Origin of the sequence: Leucobacter albus, from assembly GCF_039528015.1 — a bacterium.
GTDB classification, from domain to species: Bacteria; Actinomycetota; Actinomycetes; order Actinomycetales; family Microbacteriaceae; genus Leucobacter; species Leucobacter albus.
The window spans coordinates 1-14,699 of record NZ_BAAAKZ010000013.1; the positions used below are offsets into that span (position 1 = coordinate 1).

Below are 14,699 nucleotides of genomic sequence, written 5' to 3' on the forward strand. Positions count from 1 at the left end.
TCACGCGCAACTCCAGGCCCGCAGCATTCCTGCCACCACCCGAACCAGACCAGTCCAGCCCCGAAGAGCTACACACCGCTGGGGTGAAGATGAATCCCATTTTCCCTACCCGCTTTACAAACCAAACTGCGGTTCAAGTGGGGGTGTTGTGTGAGAGATTCTCGCCGCCTGCGCTTTACCGCGCCGGCCAACAGATGAAAACATTACGCGGAATCGGGCAGACACACAAATCCGTGCGACCCACAAGAAGCCGACCCCAATGCTGGCAACGAAGTACCCCGCCCACCGGGCGTGTCCCACACGGGCGGGGCACTCAGTCAGCTCCGTTGTTCGCTAGGCGCCTTGTTCAACGAACTTCTCCATCCAAGCGGAAAAGATCTCAGTCGCAATTCTCCGGTTCCCCTCAACGGTCTCCGTCAGTCGCTCCATCACCCGCGCTGTCGCACCCTCTCCGTAGAGCGACTCGAGGGCGCGCTGATACGAGGGCAGCGACGCCCACTCCGCGGCGAGCTCTCTGCCCACCTCCACGTGAAACTGCACGGCGTATGCCGAGCCCACCGCGAACACCTGGTTCTCGTACAACTCAGATCGCACCAGCCGCCTGGCCCCCGCGGGCAGGTCAAACGTGTCGCTGTGCCACTGGAACACCGTGAAGCGCTCGGGTAGGCCCGCGAATACGGGATCCGCCGCCGCCTCCGCGGTGACCTCGACACCATAGGTGCCAACCTCGGGGGTGCGACCCGTGTACACCCGCGAGCCGAGCGCCGCGGCGAGCAGTTGCGCGCCGAGGCACACTCCCCAGTACGGAATTCCGGCGGCCACCGCGGTGGCGATATAGCTTCGCTCCGCGGCGAGCCACGGGTGATCCGCATCGTCGAGCGCCCCCATCGGCCCGCCCATCACCACGATCGCGGCAAAATCGTGGTGGTCGGGCAGTTGCTCGCCCTCGTCGAGTTCGACACGGTGGATCCGATAGCCGCGGTCGAGCAGTATCTCCTCGTACACGGCCGGCGGCTCGCTGCGGAAGTGCTGCAGCACGAGCACGGCATCGTCGCCGCGCGGCTCGCCCTGTTCGGTCTGGTTGTTCATCATCTGTGTCCTCGTTCTTTCGTGGTCGGGTCGGCGAAGCGCCCGGCAGGCTCGCTGCCGGCTCGTTAGTACATGCGGAAGTACTCGCGGTGCTCCCAGTCGCTGATCTCGTCTTGGTCGTCGCTCTCTCCGACCGCGGCGAGCGATTCGGTGTAGCGGCGCCACTCGTTGCGCTTGAGCCGCAGATAGTAGTCGACAAATTCGTTGCCGAACACCTCGCGAAACAGCGCGCTGCGGTCGAGCTCGTCTGCCGCCTCGGCGAGGCTGCACGGCAAACTCGGCAGGCTCGTGTCGTGCGGGTTCACCGTCATCGGGCCGGGGTCGAGCTGCTCATCAACTCCGTGCATGCCGGCTACCAGCTGCGACGCGATGTACAGGTAGGGGTTCGCCGCTGGTTCGCCGATGCGGTTCTCGAAGTGCGAAGCCGGGTCGTTCGCCTCGGCAAGCACCCGCAGGTAGGTGCCGCGGTTATCGGCCGACCACGTTGCACGATCGGGCGAGAGCGAGAATCGCGCGCTCAGCCGCTTGTACCCGTTCACGGTGGGGGCAGCAAAGATCGTCGTCGCGGGCGAGTGGGCGAGCAGACCACCGGCGTAGTGCGTCGCCAGCGGTGAAAGAATCTGTGATTCGTCGCTCGTAGCGAATGCGTTCGTCGCGCTCGCGGTGTCGAAGATCGACTGGTGCAGGTGCCACCCGTTCGCGTCAAATCCCTGCAGTTTCGGCGCGCACATGAACGACGCGTGGAGGCCCTGGCGCGCGCTGATCTGTTTCGCCGCCACGCGGAACAGCACCATCGCGTCTGCCGCCTGCAGCGCGTCGAGCGGCGCGAAGGTGAACTCCATCTGCCCCGGCCCAGACTCGTGCTCCGTGGTGCGCAGCGGCATGCCGAACTGGATGAGCGCGCGGCGCAGGTCGCGAATGTGCTCCTCGGCCTCGTCGCACAGGTTCTCGCTCATGAACTGGTAGCCGATGTTCAGCGGCGCGACCACAGGCGGCCCGCCAGGCTGCCCAAACCCGCCAATGTTCTCTGCCTCGTAGCGGTCGTCGACGAGCTTCGTGAGGTACCACTCGACCTCGAGCCCGATGATCATTTCCATGCCGCGCTCCGCAAGCTTCGCGAGCTCGCGCTTGAGCAGCAGGCGGGCCGAGTAGGGCAGCGGGTCGCCGTTTTTCAGGTACTCATCGGCGAGAATCCACCCGGTTGATTCGACCCACGGCAGCACCTGAAACGTGTCAGGGTCTGGCACGAGCAGAAAGTCGGCGGCGCCGGTCATCTCTTCGTTGCCGAGCCCGCCGCCCGACTCGAACGGGTTGAACACGAGTTCGAGGCCGGTATCGAAGATCACACCTCCGGGGCTCGTGTCGATACCGTTGCGCATCGCCGCTTTGAACGCCGACGGTGTGAGCGATTTGCTGCGCGTCAGCCCGTGCGGGTCGACGTAGACGACCCGAATAACCTCGAGGCCGAGCCTGTCGATCGTCTCGTAGATCCCCTCGGCCTTTCGGTATTGCTCCTTGGTCCAGAGCCCGCGGTCTGCGACGAAGCCGACGCGACCGGTTGCGAGCTCGTCGAGGGTGGATCGGGTTGTCGCAGCCGGGGCGGCCGTCGGTGTTGCGGTGGTATTCATGTGCATGCTCTCCTTTGAGTACTACGGATGAATTGTGGGATTGAGATGTGGGTAGGCTGAGCGCCAGTCGCTGGCCGCCTCGATGTCGCGCGCGAGTGAGAGCACGCGCGCATCGTCGTACAGTCGACCAACGAGCTGCACCCCGAGCGGCAAGCCAGCCTCTGAGACACCGGCCGGGAGCGAGATCGCTGGCCAACCGGTGAGGTTCAGCAGGTAGGTGAACGGCGTCCAGTCGAGACCGGTAATCGGTACGCGCGAGGCGCTCGGCGGGGCATCGTTGCCGAGCGCAAACGCCGGTTCGGGCATCGTGGGTGTGAGGAGCACATCGAACCCGTCGAGCGCCGCATGCAGCTGCGCGCGAATCGCGGCGCGGTCGCTGTGCGCTTGGGCGAGCTGGCGAGCGGTGAGCGTTCTGCCGTACTCGATGAGCGCGAGCAGCCCCGGGTCAAGCAACTCAGCCACCGAGGCGAGGTCGTCGCCGTACGACGGCGCCTCGTGCCCCGCCCACAGCGTCATCATGGTTGTCGCGAGATCCGGGAGGTCGAGGTCTGAGTGCACAACCTCATGGCCGCGCTCGGCGAGCATTTCGGCGGTGCGGTGAGTGGCGGCGGTCTGTGCCGCCCCGGCTCGGGCAAAGCCGAGCGACGATGCGACGCGCACTCGCAGGCGCGGCGAGGAGTGCGCGCTCGTGTCGGTGAAGCCCTGGCCGGGGGTGCTCATCGAGTCGGCCGGGTCGTAGCCAGACATGATTTCGACGGCGATCGCCGCGTCGGCAACGGTGCGGGTGAGGGGGCCGATGTGCGACAGGCCCTCCGGGCAGGCCGGCACGTACGGAATCGCCCCGAACGAGGGTTTGAACCCGACCACGCCACAGAAAGAGGCGGGGATCCGCACGCTCCCGCCACCATCCGTTCCAACGGCGATCGCGCCGAGCCCAAGCGCGGCAGCCACGCCGGCCCCGCCGCTCGAACCGCCAGCCGTGTAGCTCGGGTTCCACGGGTTCGCGCTGGGGCCGACGAGGCGGTTGCCAGCGTCGCCTTTCCAACCGCCCTCGCTCGTGTTTGTCTTCCCAACGATCACGGCGCCGGCCGCGCGGAGCCTCGATACCGCAGGCGCGTCGCGATCCGGCACAAAATTCTCAGTGACGAGCGACCCCCGCGTGGTGCGCAGGTCGCGCGTCCAGATGAGATCCTTCACCGTGATCGGAACACCGAGCAGCGGGTCTCGCACGGCCGCGTCAGGGTCGGCCGCGTAGATGGCATCCGCGCGCCTGGCCGCGTCGGTCGCGCCCTGTTCGTCAATCGTGATGAATGGTGTGAGCGCGGCGAATCGCGTCGCGCGGTCGAGTACCGCGGCGAGCACCTCGCTCGGGGTAAATTCGCGGGCGAGAAACCCCGCCCGCAGCTCCGCTACCGAGGCGAGAGCGAGCGGCTGCGAAGCATCTGGGAGCGCCGCAGTGGGCAGTGCAGGCAGTGCAGCCACCCCAGCAAGCCGGGCGCTCATGCTCGCACTCCCCCACCTCGGCGAGCGCGCCGGCTGGTTGCGGCGAGCGCGAGCACCACGAAGACGACGACAACCGCAACCTGCGCGCCGACGACGAGCGCCGTCGGGGTGTCGCCCCAGCGGCCCGTGAGCTGCAGTGCTCCCGGAATCGTCGTGGTGGTGAACGCCTGCATCACCGCGAGCCAGCCAGTTGGCTTCGCCAGGCGATCTTGGCCGAGCGCAAGCACGAGGAAGAATGCGAAGAACAGCACTGCCCAGGAGAGCCAGATTGTGCCAAATTTTGGGTCGCCAAATCGGTCAAAGTTTACCCAAGACAGAAACAGCGACACGAGCACGGCCCAGCCGCAGTACCAGCCGAGGCCGCTGCCCGGCAGATCTTTGAAGGTGTTCACGGCGACGTAGAGGTACGTGAAGGCGAAGAGCAGAAAGCCGGTGACGCCGAGCACCGCCGAGAGCTCGGGCTCGGAGCTGCCAGCGATGGGGAGCGCCCCCACGGCAACGGTTGCGACGAGCGTCAGCCCGATGAACAGGTTGATGGGGGCGGTGTCTTTCGCGCTGAGGCGGCCGAGCAGGCCGAGGCCGTTTGCGAGCAGCACCGAGCCGACGAAGAAGAGAGCGAGACTTGTCATGAGGTCCTTTGGGTACGGGTGTTGGGTGGTTGGCCCGGTGAGTACGAGGTGTTCCGCCTTTGGAACCTCCACCCACTAGCCGGAAGAAGCTGTTGGACCTATGGTTCTCACAACGGACTTTTCTATCAAGATGCCAATTCCGTGCAATGGATCACTGATGATTGGAGTTGCCGGTGCTGATTGCAGAGCTGCAGGAGCGACTTGCCGGCGACGGCGAGCGCTACAAGATACTCACAACGACAGTGCACGAGCTTGTGCAGAACGGCCGGCTGCGGCCCGGCGAACGGCTGCCGGCCGAGCGCGAGCTCGCCCGCGAGGTTGGGGTCTCGCGCACCACCGTCGTGCGGGCCTACGCCGCGCTCGAGGCTCTCGGCTCGCTCGAGCGCCGCGTGGGCAGCGGCAGCTACGTCACCCGCCGCGACGAATCCGACGCTCCGCGCATGGCCGATCTCATGACCGGGCCAATCGAGGTCGTGCCGCCGCGCGCACGCGGCCTGATCAATCTCTCGATCAGCACGCCACCGATCCCGCTCGAGCTCCCCGCGGCGATCCACTCCGTTGTGGCCGAGGTGTTCGCGCGAGCGCGCTTCGCCACCCAGCACATCGAGGGCGACCCCGAGCTTCGCCAATGGGTCGCCGACTGGTACACCGGGCGCGGTCTCGACACCGACCCCGGTCAAATACTCATCACCGCTGGCGCCCAGCAGGCGCTCGCCATGAGCACCAAGGTCGTGCGGCCGAGCGTTTCATCGTTCGTCGTCGAAGCACCCACCTACCTGGGTTTTCTCGACCTCGCACGCATGCGCAGCTCGCGCGTACTCAGCGTGCCGGCGCTGTTCGACGAGGAGCACATCAGGCAAGCCCACGCTGTGCTCGCGGCCGAAGACAGCCCGCTGCTGTACGCGATGACCGCTTGCCACACCGTCACCGGCCACGCGATGCCCGAGCACGACAAGGAGTTGCTCGCGTCGCTCCTGCACCGCACCGGAGGCATGGTCATCGACGACGACACGCTCGCCGATGAGCTCCTCGACGGGCCGCCCGGTGCGCCGCTCGCCGCGTTCCTTGACGAGCGTCAGATCATCACGATTGGGAGCACAAGCAAGTCGCTGTGGGACGGGCTGCGCGTGGGGTGGATCCGCGCACCGAAACACCTCGCCCGCGATCTCGCTCGCATGAAGAGCGCCTACGACCTTGGCACCCCCGTGCTGTCGCAGCTCGTCGCTCTCGAGCTGCTCCGCGGCTCCGTTGCAACCGCCGAGAAGCGGCGGCGTGATTCCCGTCGCGGGCTCACGACAGCGACCGCGTTCATCGCCGACCGAATGCCAAACTGGCGCTGGTTTACACCCGCTGGCGGCCGCTCGCTCTGGGTGCAGTTGCCACCGGGCAGCGACGGTTCGCGGCTCGCGGCCGACGCCCTCGCGCACGGCGTCGCGATCGCGAGCGGGGAGACGTTCACGAACAACGACACCCATCGCGATCACATCAGGGTCGGGTTCGTGCAGCCTCCCGGCGAGCTGCGTGAGGGGTTAAGCCGGCTGGCCACGGCCTGGGCGGCGCGCCGGTAACTGAGCGGGGGCAGGCACACTCTTCGTCTGCCGGGGCGCGAGCGCTTCTCCGAGCTACGCTGCCCCTGTGCCCGCGGCTGCCCCGCGCACCGACACCATGTCACCCTCACCGTATTGCTCCTTCAGCACGCGCAGGTTGGCCCAGCTCTCGACCGCGGTGATGCTCGGCTCCGCGCGCAAACGGTCGGTAACTGCAATGAGCTCCGCTGCCGATTCGCGCGAAAACGTCGCAACGAAGTTGAAGCTGCCGATCGTGCGTGCGACGAATTCGGGCTCGAGCTCGGTGAGCAGGCGCAGCGTGTGATCGTCGCCGGCGCGGGTGCGAATGCCCATGCCGATCGAGGGCGTCTCGCGCTGATGGTCGCGCACCGGCATTGCGACAACCTTCACCGCGCGGGCGCGCCGGAGCCGTTCGAAGCGCAACCGCGCGCCGCCAGCAGAGAGCCCCGAGGCCTCGCCGAGCTCTCGGTAGCTCGCCCGGCCATCGCGCTGCAGCTTGGCGATGATCGCGCGATCGGCCTCGTCAACTTCGAAATCGGTGTGCCCCGTGCGCAGCGGCGAGTAGCGATTGACCTCGATGCTCTCGTAGAGGTGGGTGCGCACGCTCCGCACCCCGGGAATCTCGTGGATCTCGCCGAGCACCCGGCTCAGGTGCGGGTCGGCGCCGACGCGCACCTCAACATCGATGGGAAAGACCCCGGCGACGTCGGCGACGAACGTCGACTCCGGGAGCGCGACGAGGGCGCGGCGCACCGGGTCGACCGCGCCCTCGACTGCCACCTGGAGGTAGGCGAACCGTTCGAGGCCGAGCAGGTCAGGGCTGATCGAGACCGTGAGGCGCACCTCGTTGTTGGCCACGGCCTGCTGCACGATGTGGGTCACGAGCCTGCGGGTGAGGCCAAGATCTGCGGCGATCTGCGAGTAGCTCGCCCGGCCGTCTTCCTCAAGCGCGCGCAGCACGGCACGGCGCACTGCCTGCGAGGCTTCGACAGCCATCGGGTCTCCAAACTCGATTCTTGCCGGTAGACAAATAATCATAATTGCCCGCGTTATCCACGAGGTTATTCACAATAGTATCCACAGTTGTGAACAATTCATCAGAATGCAGCGATAATGACCGCTGATTCGCTCGCGAATGCTCCGCGGTCGACGTAGGCTTCATACCTGCCCGCGTGTGCGGGCCTCCAGGGAAGGATCTCGTCATGGCGTTGGTGGCATGCAGCCAGTTCAGCCCGGTCATTGGAGCCGTTCGCGACAACGTGCGACGCTCCCTCGAACTCATCGCGGCTGCCGCTTCGATGGGCGCCGATGTTGTTGTGCTCCCCGAGCTCGCGAGTTCGGGATACGTCTTTGCCGATTCCGCTGAGGCCGCCGCTGCGAGCGAGCCCGCTGACGGGTTCGCCGTAAGCGCGTGGCGAGCCGCTGCCGTCGAGCACGGCATCGTGATCGTCGCTGGCTTCGCCGAGACCAACCCGGCCGGCGCGCCCTTCAACAGCGCCGCGCTCGTGATGCCCGGCGCCGAACCGGTGATCTATCGCAAGGCGCACCTGTGGGATCGCGAGCGGCTCGTTTTCACCCCAGGGTCAGACCTCCCACCGGTCGTCGACACCCCGGTTGGCCGCATCGGCGTGATGATTTGCTACGACCTCGAGTTCCCCGAGTGGGTGCGCATCGCGGCCCTCGGGGGCGCCGAGCTCATCTGCGCTCCAGTGAACTGGCCCAGCGTGCCGCGGCCCACGGGCGAGCGACCGGGCGAGGTTGTTCGCGTGCAGGCCGAGGCCTCGATGAACCGCGTCGCGATCGCCGCCTGCGACCGCTCGGGGCGCGAGCGCGGCCTCGAGTGGTCGGCAGCCTCCGTGATGGTCGACGCCGACGGGTGGCCCCTGGCCCTCACCGATCAGGCCGCAGACACGGTGCGACCCGGTGGTGGCACAGCCGCGGATCCGCACCCAACCGGCGAAGCCGAGAGTGCAGAACCAACCGGCTCAGACCGCGCCGACGCGCCCGTCACGCTCCTCGCCGAGATCGACCTTGCCGCCAGCCGCGTCAAGCGGATCGCGGAATACAGCGATGTGATGGCCGACCGGCGCACCGACCTCTACGAGCACTACTCAAGCTAACCCATCTCTCGGCGCTAAGCCGCCCGAGAGCACGACCTGCCCGCAGCGTTCGCGGGCAACAGCAGTAAGGATAATGATGTCTTCAGACACTTCGACGCCGCGCACCGGCGTGATCGAGACTCGCTCGATCGATGTCGTGCCGCTCGCCGAGCGCCACGGCAAGGTGTGGCACCAGGGGCCCTTCTGGTTCACCGGGAACTTCGTGCTCACCACGATGGTCGTCGGATTCACCGGGCCGAGCCTCGGGCTGAGCGTCTGGTGGACGGTGCTCGCCGTCGTGCTCGGCGCAGGCTTCGGCACCTTCTTCATGGCGTTCCACGCGAACCAGGGCCCCACGATGGGGCTCGCCCAGATGATCCAGTCGCGCGCGCAGTTCGGCAGTCGCGGCGCCGTGGTGCCGTTCATCGCGACGGTCTTCGTCTACATCGGGTTCCTGGTATTCGACACGATTCTCGTCACCCAGGGCATCGGGGTCTACTCCGAGGCGACCTGGTTCTGGTACCCGATTATCATCGCCGTGTCGATCGTGATCGCCGTCGTCGGCCACGACCTGCTGCACTTCATTCAGCGCTGGCTCACCTACGCGCTCGTCGCCGTGTTCGCGATCATCACCGTCTTCGCGATCGTGCACTTCTCGCAGGCCCCCATCGACCCGGCCGCCGCCGTCGCCACCGCGGGCTGGAGCACCTCCGCATTCCTCATTCAGTTTTCGCTCTCGGCAGGCTACAACATCAGCTACTCGGTCTACGTGTCCGATTACACGCGCTACCTGCCGGTGAATTCCTCGGCGCCGAAGCTCATCTCATCGGTCTACGCGGGAGCCGGCCTCTCGGCGATCTGGCTAATGTCGCTCGGCGCCGTGCTCGCGAGCTTCATTCCGGGGGCAGACCCCATCGGCACCCTGCGCGACGTCGGCGACATGATCTTCCCCGGTTTCGGCACGGTCGCCGTGCTCGTCTCTGTGCTCGCCCTCGTCTCGATCATGGGCGTGAATGCCTACGGCGCAATGCTCACGGGCGCGAGCGCCATCGATGGCTTCACTCCCGTGAAGCCCACGGTGAAGATGCGCGTTATCGCACTCACCATCGTCGGCATCATCACGCTCGTTATCGCGCTCGCGATCCCCGAGAACTACGTCGACAGCTTCAACAGCTTCGTGGGGCTCATGCTCTACTTCCTCGTTCCGTGGTCGGCGGTTAACCTCGTTGACTTCTACCTCGTGCGAAAGGGCCGCTACGCGCTCACCGACATCGCGAACCCGCGCGGCAGTGTCTACGGCAAGTGGGCCTGGCGGGGACTCGCGGCCTACGCGCTCGGGTTCGCGGCGATGATCCCGTTCTTCTCGCTGTCGTTCTTCACCGGGCCGGTCGCCAAGCTGCTCGACGGCGCCGACTTCGCGTTCGCGGTCGGGTTGATCGTCTCGGGTGTCTCGTACTACCTGTTCTCGCGCGGCCGGGATACCGCTGCAGAGGAGCGGGCGATCGCGCGAAGCGAGGAGGTCTTCGGCGCCTGGCGCCGCTAGGTTCGGGCGAATGATCTGCCGAGAGGGGCGCGCACTGTCATCAGTGCGCGCCCCTCTCGCGTCTGTCGCGGAAATGAATATGGCAGTTGTTGTCGCCATCGGAGATGGTTGGCGACAACAACTGCCATATTGAGCCCGGGTCGGGGGCCCAGGGGTGGCCCGGGCGGGGCGGGGAAGCTGGGGCTAGCCCGCGGTCGGGAGCAGCGGGGCCGTGTCGCGGCCCGTCACTGCTGCGCGGGGTGCGGATCCGCGACGCAACCAGGCCAGCACGTTTCGCGCGGGGTCGAGCGTGTAGTGCTCGAGCGAGCCGTCAGACAGGAACGCGACGTGCGGGGTGACGAGCACGCGCGGGTCGTTTCGCAGCGGGTGGTCTGCCGCGGGCGGCTCGCCGTGCAGCACGTCGACGGCGGCGCCGCGCAGCGTGCCGGAGTCGAGCGCGGCGGCCAGCGCCTCGGGGTCGACGAGCTCGCCGCGCGAGACGTTCACGAGACTCGACCCGGGCCGCATTGCGGCGAACGCGTTGCCGTCGATCGCGCCGTGGGTGTCTGCGGTGAGCGGTAGGTGCAGCGAGAGCACGTCTGACTGAGCGATGAGGGTGTCGCGGTCGACGAGCTCGACGCCGTGCACGGGCGCGGTGACGAACGGGTCGTGCGCGATGACGCGCGCGAAGCTCGGCGCTGCGATCTGGGCGAGCCGCTGCGCGATGCGCCCGAAGCCGAAGAGGCCGAGGGTGAGGCCGCTGAGCCTGCGCGGCACGGCGGTCACATCGTCGGTCCAGCCGCCGCCCGCCGTGACGGCGAGGCTCCCCCGCAGGTCGCGTTCGAGCGACAGCATGAGGGTGAGCGCGTGCGCGGCGACCTCCTCGGTCGCGGCGTCGGTGAGGTTCACGATCCAGATGCCGCGAGCCTCGGCCGCCGCGCGGTCGATCATGTCGAAGCCGGCGCTCATCGTCGCGATGAAGCCGACCTTCGGCAGCCGGTCGAGCAGCTCCGCATCAATGCGCGCGTAGCCAACGACGAGCGCGACGGCCCGTTCGGCACCCTCGGGGAGCTCGCGCGGCAGGTCGGCGCGCGACGGCAGCGCAGCGAGCACGGTGTCGCAGCCGGCGGCCTCGAGCAGCGCCCGGCCCGGTGCCGGGTCGAGGTCGGTCTCGTCGGTGAAGAGTACGAGTGGCCGGGTCATGCTGCTGCTCCGTTCGTGTCGGCGGTATCGGCTCCGGCGGTATCGGGTCCGGCGGTATCGGCTCCCGCGAGGCGGTCCAGGTGCGTCGGCGCGAAGAGTTCGAGCACGGCGGGCAGCACGACGACGCGGGGGCCGCCGGCGGCGAGGGCGCGCGCCACTACCGCCGGGGCGTCTTCGAGCGTGGTCTGTTCGGCGGGAATGCCGAACGACTCGGCGAGGGCTACGTAGTTCGGGCGGGTGAGCTCGGTCGCGGTGGCCGCACCGAATGCACCCTCCATGTACTCGCGCAGCACTCCGTAGCCGCCGTCATCGACAATGAGCCACACGACGGGCAGGTCGTGCTGGGCCGCTACCGCGAGCTCGGCGATGCCGTAGAGCGCGCCGCCGTCGCCGGAGACAGCGAGAACGGATGCGGTTTCGCCCTGGATCCGCCGCCCAAACGCGGCGCCGAGCGCCGCTGGGAAGCCGTAGCCGAGCCCGCCGGCGCCCTGCGCCGACGCGAACTCGGAGTCGCGGGCATCCCACGCCGACCACGCCCAGTAGGCGAGGATCGTCATGTCCCAGTACACCTTCGTGTCGTCTGCGATCGCGTCTCGCAGCCCGCGCACGAGCGCGAGCTCGGCCTCGCGGCCCTGGCCCTCGACCCTGTCGAGCACGGTGCCCAGCAGTTCGGCGATCGCCGCCTTCGCGGCGTCGCGGCGCTCGGGCGTCGACTCGCGGCCGGCCCCGGCAACCGCGGCCTCGAGCCCTGCGAGGGCGAGCTTCGCGTCGGCGTGGATGCCGATGCCGGGGTGGTTCGAGCCGAGCTTGCCGAGGTCGGCCTCGATCTGGATCACGCGGCCGTGCGGGCGGAACGTGTGGTAGTTGCTCGAGAGTTCCCCGACGCCGCTGCCGACGATGACGAGCACGTCGGCGTGCTCGAGGAACTCGGTCGTGGCGATGTCCTCGATCCACCCCTGCGCGGAGAGCGGGTGCCCCCAGGGCAGCGCGGTCTTGCCGCTGAACGTGGTGATAACGGGGGCGTCGAGGCGCTCGGCGAGGGCGGCGAGCTCGGCCTGCGCTTCGGCGCGCACGACGCCGCCACCCGCGAAGATCACGGGGCGCTCGGCGGCCGCGAGCACGGCGGCTGCGTGCGCGACGGTCTCGGCGATGGGCTCGAGCGGCGCCGGGGTCTGCGCGAACGTCGCCCCCGTGAGCACGGGCACGTCGTGAGCCGATGCGAGCAGAATGTCTTGTGGCACTTCGACGAGCACGGGGCCCTTCGGCGCGGCCGCTGCGATGCGCCAGGCCTCGGCCATCGCGGTCGGGATCTGCGCCATCGTGCGCACCGTCACCGTGTGCTTCACGACGCCGCGGAACGACGCCGACTGCTCGGGGAGCTCGTGCAGGTAGCCGTGACGGCCGCCCCCGAGGCCTGCGACAGGAATCTGCGCGCTGATCGCGAGCACCGGGATCGAGGAGGCCGCGGCCTCCTGCAGCGCGGCGAGCGAGGTGAGCGCGCCGGGGCCGGTCGACAGCAGCAGCGGGGCGACGTCGCCGGTCACGCGCGCAAGACCGTCGGCCATGAACCCGGCGTTGTTCTCGACGCGGGCACTGAGGTAGGCGAGGTCGGAGCGGCGCAGCGCGTCAAACAGGCCGAGGGCGTGCTGGCCTGGGAGCCCGACGACGCCGCGCGCGCCGAGGGCGAGCAGCGTCTCGAGTACGACGTCGCCGCCGATGCGCTGGCCGGTGTCTGGTGTCTGTGTGGTCATTGATTCCTCCAGAAGAACTGTGATGAGCAGGCACTCAGGGGGAAGGGAACCGGTCTCGCGGGCGTGCCCTCCGCGAGACCGGTGAGGTGTTATCGAACCCTAGCGCTCAACGTCTGAGTACACGACGTCGTTGACGGCCGTGCGGTCGTCGAGGCTGAGGCGGTGCGTCCACTCGTCGAGCACCTTCGGCGCGACGGGCTTCGTGCAGAGGCTGACTACGACGTAGGTGACGAGGCTCGCGAGCAGGCTGAAGTAGATCGGCTCGTTCGCGAGGATGCCCCACACGAACATCGAGATAACGACGGTGACGGTGCCGACGAGCATGCTCGCGAGGGCGCCTGCGCGGGTGCCGCGCTTCCAGAACAGGCCGCCCACGATCGCAACGAGCAGGCCGCCGACCAAGATGTCGTAGGCGATCGTGAGCGCCGCGACCACATCCGAGACGAGCGTCGAGATGAACATCGTGACGCCCGCGAGCACGAAGATGGTGACGCGGTAGCTCACGAGGCTGTCGCCCGAGACGTGGCCGTCTTCGACCTTTGCCTGCTTCGGGCGCATTCCGAGCACGCGCCGCACCACGGGCAAGAGGTCGGTCGTGAACACGGTTGCCGAGGCGATGAGCGCGCCGCTCGCGGTCGACATCATCGCCGAGAGCGCCGCCGCCAGCACGATGCCGCGCACGCCCGGTGGCAGCATTTCCTGCGCCATCAGCCCGAACGCGTCGTCGCGGTTCGCGAGCTCCGGGAAGAGCACGCGGGCAGCCATACCGATGAGCGCACCGGCGAGCGCGTACAGCAGGCAGTAAACGCCAGACGCGATCCCGCCCCACTTAGCGACCCGCGGGGTGCGTGCGGTAACAACGCGCTGCCAGATATCCTGGCCGATGAGCAGGCCCAGGGTGTAGACGATGACGTAGGTGATGATCGTCATTCCACCGATCGACCACGGCGAGAAGAATGAGTCGCCGAGGCGCTCGCGAATGCCCGCCCAGCCGCCGGCCTCGTCGGAGGCTGTCATGAGCGCGATCGGCAGCAGCATGAAGAACATGCCGACGGTCTTAATCACGAACTGCACGACGTCGGTCATGGTAATCGACCACATGCCGCCCATGATTGAGTACACCGCAACAATCGTGCCGCCGATGACGACGCCCCACACGTTCGAGATGCCGAAGAGCACGTGGAAGATCGTCGCGTACGCGAGCGTCGAGGTTACGGTGAGCATGAGCGTGTAGAGGAACATCACGATGCCCGAGATGAGCCCGTTTGAGCCGCCGTAGCGCAGATCGAGCATCTCGGTGACGGTGGTGACCTTGAGCTTCACGATGCGCTTGGCGAGGAACGCGCTGAGCACGAGAATGCCGAGGCCGATGCAGGTGACGAGCCACGCGCCCGAGAGCCCGTACTCCCAACCGAGGCCGATGCCGCCGACGGTCGAGGCGCCTCCGAGCACGATCGCACTCATAGCGCCCGAGTACATGAAGCCGCCGAGCCTGCGGCCCGCGACAAGGTAGTCGCTCTTCGACTTGGAGCGCTTCATGCCCCAGTAGCCGACGCCCAGAATGCCGGCGAGATACGCGGCGATGCTGATGTAGTCCAGGACCACAGTGTCCTCCTTGATCCGGTGGTATGGATCGACACCGATCCGTGGTGTCGACGCCGACTGCGTGTTTCTCCTAGGGACGGTACTCACGATTCGCACAAAATA

General features: G+C 67.6%; 11 protein-coding genes. 3 read left to right on the forward strand and 8 right to left on the reverse strand.

What is annotated here, in order from left to right:
• Positions 1-333: 333 nt before the first annotated feature.
• The 4 genes from ABD115_RS13170 to ABD115_RS13185 all read right to left on the reverse strand — a co-directional run bounded on the left by ABD115_RS13170 (position 334) and on the right by ABD115_RS13185 (position 4,849).
• Entirely contained in the window at positions 334-1,089 is a 756-nt protein-coding gene (locus tag ABD115_RS13170; RefSeq protein WP_343961602.1) for a type 1 glutamine amidotransferase, read from the reverse strand.
• A gap of 65 nt (positions 1,090-1,154) precedes the next feature.
• Positions 1,155-2,717, reverse strand: coding sequence for a glutamine synthetase family protein (locus tag ABD115_RS13175; RefSeq protein WP_343961604.1), 1,563 nt, complete (start codon positions 2,715-2,717; stop codon positions 1,155-1,157).
• A gap of 21 nt (positions 2,718-2,738) precedes the next feature.
• On the reverse strand, positions 2,739-4,220 hold the full coding sequence (locus ABD115_RS13180; protein ID WP_343961606.1) for an amidase: 1,482 nt from the start codon (positions 4,218-4,220) through the stop codon (positions 2,739-2,741).
• Positions 4,217-4,849, reverse strand: a complete 633-nt coding sequence (locus ABD115_RS13185; RefSeq protein WP_343961608.1) for an AmiS/UreI family transporter — start codon at positions 4,847-4,849, stop codon at positions 4,217-4,219. Before ABD115_RS13185 ends, ABD115_RS13180 begins: the two co-directional genes overlap by 4 nt.
• A gap of 173 nt (positions 4,850-5,022) precedes the next feature.
• On the opposite strand from ABD115_RS13185, the gene ABD115_RS13190 reads away from it, so the two are divergent.
• Complete coding sequence (locus ABD115_RS13190; protein WP_343961610.1) at positions 5,023-6,417, forward strand: aminotransferase-like domain-containing protein; 1,395 nt, start codon at positions 5,023-5,025, stop codon at positions 6,415-6,417.
• Between the two features lie 54 nt (positions 6,418-6,471).
• On the opposite strand, the gene ABD115_RS13195 is transcribed toward ABD115_RS13190, so the two are convergent.
• Positions 6,472-7,413, reverse strand: a complete 942-nt coding sequence (locus tag ABD115_RS13195) for an Lrp/AsnC family transcriptional regulator (protein WP_343961612.1) — start codon at positions 7,411-7,413, stop codon at positions 6,472-6,474.
• 206 nt (positions 7,414-7,619) lie between these two features.
• On the opposite strand from ABD115_RS13195, the gene ABD115_RS13200 reads away from it, so the two are divergent.
• Entirely contained in the window at positions 7,620-8,537 is a 918-nt protein-coding gene (locus ABD115_RS13200; protein ID WP_343961614.1) for a nitrilase-related carbon-nitrogen hydrolase, read from the forward strand.
• A 76-nt stretch (positions 8,538-8,613) separates the two neighbouring features.
• Positions 8,614-10,059 carry a purine-cytosine permease family protein gene (locus ABD115_RS13205; protein WP_343961616.1) on the forward strand — a complete coding sequence of 482 codons (1,446 nt, stop codon included), beginning with the start codon at positions 8,614-8,616 and terminating at the stop codon, positions 10,057-10,059.
• Between the two features lie 183 nt (positions 10,060-10,242).
• On the opposite strand, the gene ABD115_RS13210 is transcribed toward ABD115_RS13205, so the two are convergent.
• From ABD115_RS13210 to ABD115_RS13220, 3 genes are all read right to left on the reverse strand, one after another.
• Positions 10,243-11,241 carry a C-terminal binding protein gene (locus tag ABD115_RS13210; protein ID WP_343961617.1) on the reverse strand — a complete coding sequence of 333 codons (999 nt, stop codon included), beginning with the start codon at positions 11,239-11,241 and terminating at the stop codon, positions 10,243-10,245.
• Positions 11,238-12,992 carry a thiamine pyrophosphate-binding protein gene (locus tag ABD115_RS13215; RefSeq protein ID WP_343961619.1) on the reverse strand — a complete coding sequence of 585 codons (1,755 nt, stop codon included), beginning with the start codon at positions 12,990-12,992 and terminating at the stop codon, positions 11,238-11,240. Before ABD115_RS13215 ends, ABD115_RS13210 begins: the two co-directional genes overlap by 4 nt.
• Positions 12,993-13,091: 99 nt before the next feature.
• Positions 13,092-14,597 (reverse strand): sodium:solute symporter family protein, encoded by a 1,506-nt coding sequence (locus ABD115_RS13220; RefSeq protein ID WP_343961621.1) that lies wholly within the window; start codon positions 14,595-14,597, stop codon positions 13,092-13,094.
• Positions 14,598-14,699: the final 102 nt, after the last annotated feature.

Bases quoted from the DNA above. Each gene is read 5' to 3' on its own strand.
- ABD115_RS13170 (WP_343961602.1), bottom strand. From the start codon at position 1,089: ATGAACAACCAGACCGAACAGGGCGAGCCGCGCGGCGACGATGCCGTG.
- ABD115_RS13175 (WP_343961604.1), bottom strand. From the start codon at position 2,717: ATGAATACCACCGCAACACCGACGGCCGCCCCGGCTGCGACAACCCGA.
- ABD115_RS13180 (WP_343961606.1), bottom strand. From the start codon at position 4,220: ATGAGCGCCCGGCTTGCTGGGGTGGCTGCACTGCCTGCACTGCCCACT.
- ABD115_RS13185 (WP_343961608.1), bottom strand. From the start codon at position 4,849: ATGACAAGTCTCGCTCTCTTCTTCGTCGGCTCGGTGCTGCTCGCAAAC.
- ABD115_RS13195 (WP_343961612.1), bottom strand. From the start codon at position 7,413: ATGGCTGTCGAAGCCTCGCAGGCAGTGCGCCGTGCCGTGCTGCGCGCG.
- ABD115_RS13200 (WP_343961614.1), top strand. From the start codon at position 7,620: ATGGCGTTGGTGGCATGCAGCCAGTTCAGCCCGGTCATTGGAGCCGTT.
- ABD115_RS13205 (WP_343961616.1), top strand. From the start codon at position 8,614: ATGTCTTCAGACACTTCGACGCCGCGCACCGGCGTGATCGAGACTCGC.
- ABD115_RS13210 (WP_343961617.1), bottom strand. From the start codon at position 11,241: ATGACCCGGCCACTCGTACTCTTCACCGACGAGACCGACCTCGACCCG.
- ABD115_RS13215 (WP_343961619.1), bottom strand. From the start codon at position 12,992: ATGACCACACAGACACCAGACACCGGCCAGCGCATCGGCGGCGACGTC.